Origin of the sequence: Paracoccus salipaludis, from assembly GCF_002287065.1 — a bacterium.
GTDB classification, from domain to species: Bacteria; Pseudomonadota; Alphaproteobacteria; order Rhodobacterales; family Rhodobacteraceae; genus Paracoccus; species Paracoccus salipaludis.
Genome location: NZ_NSJZ01000060.1, coordinates 1 through 1,843, shown reverse-complemented (window position 1 = coordinate 1,843; position 1,843 = coordinate 1). Strand labels below are relative to the sequence as shown.

Sequence of the window (1,843 nt, the reverse complement as noted above, 5' to 3'; positions counted from 1 at the left end):
ACCCCCATGACGCGGCCGAGACCGCAGCCGAGAATAAACGCCACCGGGGCGCCCGCCGCCGCCAGCAGGACACGGACGACGCCCCGCCCTTAATCGTAGCAGAACCCCAAGCGGAACCGGCCCTGACATGGTGGCACGGACTCACCCACGCCGAGCGCGAGACTTGGGCGGACCGGGTGGGGCGCACTTTCAAGGCCGGGACCTTCACCGTGCCTCGACGCGAAGCCGACCTTGCTCGCGCTGCCTTCTCCGCTCATGGACAGGGGGTTCTCTCAGGAACCTCAAAATGACGCGGTGCGGAACCATGCCGGAACTCTCCCTTTCCCAAGCCGCGAAGCTGACGGGCAAGAGCAAGTCCACCATCAACAGAGCCATAAAAACCGGAAAACTCAGCGCGAACCGGCACGAGGACGGCAGCTACTCGATTGATCCGGCAGAGCTGGCGCGAGCGTTCGACGTGGAACCCAATGAGGGTGCGAAACGACGCGATGCGGACCCACACGGAACCCGCTTGCTCGAACGCATCACAGCACTGGAAGCCATGCTGAGCCGTGAGCGTGAGATTTCAGCCGATCTGAAGGAGGACCGGGACCGCTGGCGGCAGCAGGCTACTGCCTTGCTGACCGATCAGCGTCCTTCTGCCTCTACTAAAGGGCCTAGGTGGTGGCCTTGGCGCAGAAAAAGCCTCTAACTCTTGGGAATTCTTTGTTTCCCAAGAGGCCGCAGCGCGGGACAGAACTTCCGAAGGAGTAGATTAGTGGCGTATCTCACACGGTTGAATTCAGGAAATTACACCGACTCCGACATAAAGGCGTTCTATATAGAAAAGAGGTTCGACTTTGGGCCATTTATTCGGGAAGTTGGAGACTTCATAGCCCATCCGATACGAGATAAAGGAAATTCCTTCGACGCCGTAATTGGAGTGTACTCACAAGTCGCATTTTTTCAAAAATATCAAGGAACAGACAGGGAAGCGTTAGAATTCACAGGAGATTGTGAATGGTGGTTAAAGCCTTACCTTGAAAGAAAAGTAGAATACTACAGTCCAGCAAAATTAAAAAAGAACCTTAATATGTCTAAGGTTGAATTAAAAAGAAAGATCAATTCTTGGTTTCCCAGTAGGGAGCCCTTCCCCAAGAAGATTGAAGCACCGAATCCCTTTGAGTTCTACGACGTAGTAAATTTCTTTAGCGGGTTGATAGGCGTTAATGCTGCATTCCAAGCTGGTAAAGTTAAGAGAGAGCTGAAAGGGGCGTTCAAAAGTTCCGGCTTAAACTCAGCTAACGTTGATGATTTCCTGATAGGGACAGCAACAATACTAAACGGAAGGAAAGTAGAATTAGCGGAAGGTGTTGCGGCAGTGGTCAGCATAGGTGTTAATAAACAAAGACATACAAGAGTAGCGGGTGGCAACCCTGAACTCTTGGCAAGCGGTGGTTATCTTGCTGTAACCCATCCTGATGGACCCTTAGAAATCACGATTCACACAGAATCGCCCAAGGCGCACAACTTGGTCGATATAAGTATTACACTGCTGGATACAGAGATTGATACTGAGCCATACTTTGATCGCTCACTTATTCACTATCAGCACCCAGAATTTCCTCAACTTGATCTAAATAAAAGTTTGCAATTTGTTTCGAGCGCAACGCCGAAAGTAACAGCCTGTTAGCTGCCGCCCGATTGGGAGCGGATCTGCCCGTTCGACTCAGCCGCGGCGGCCGAGCTCGGCCATCATGGCGCGACGCAGGATCGCGTTCATGCGGGTCTGATAGCCCTGTCCCCCGGCTTTCAGCCAAGCCAGCACATCGGTATCCAGTCGCGCCGTGATCTGCTGTTTGAT

At 52.8% G+C, this 1,843-nt stretch carries 3 protein-coding genes; 2 read left to right on the top strand and 1 reads right to left on the bottom strand.

The features are described from left to right. The first annotated feature begins 304 nt into the window (after positions 1–304). Together CK240_RS18445 and CK240_RS18440 are read left to right on the top strand one after the other, a co-directional pair. Entirely contained in the window at positions 305–691 is a 387-nt protein-coding gene (locus tag CK240_RS18445) for a hypothetical protein (protein WP_135058913.1), read from the top strand. 66 nt (positions 692–757) lie between these two features. Beyond that, complete coding sequence (locus CK240_RS18440; RefSeq protein ID WP_135058911.1) at positions 758–1,672, top strand: hypothetical protein; 915 nt, start codon at positions 758–760, stop codon at positions 1,670–1,672. 36 nt (positions 1,673–1,708) lie between these two features. Here the strand turns inward: CK240_RS18440 and CK240_RS19545 are convergent, their stop codons facing one another. Continuing rightward, positions 1,709–1,831 (bottom strand): BrnA antitoxin family protein, encoded by a 123-nt coding sequence (locus CK240_RS19545; protein WP_420818636.1) that lies wholly within the window; start codon positions 1,829–1,831, stop codon positions 1,709–1,711. Positions 1,832–1,843: the final 12 nt, after the last annotated feature.

Coding starts and splice junctions, on each gene's coding strand:
- CK240_RS18445 (WP_135058913.1), top strand. CDS start 305: ATGCCGGAACTCTCCCTTTCCCAAGCCGCGAAGCTGACGGGCAAGAGC.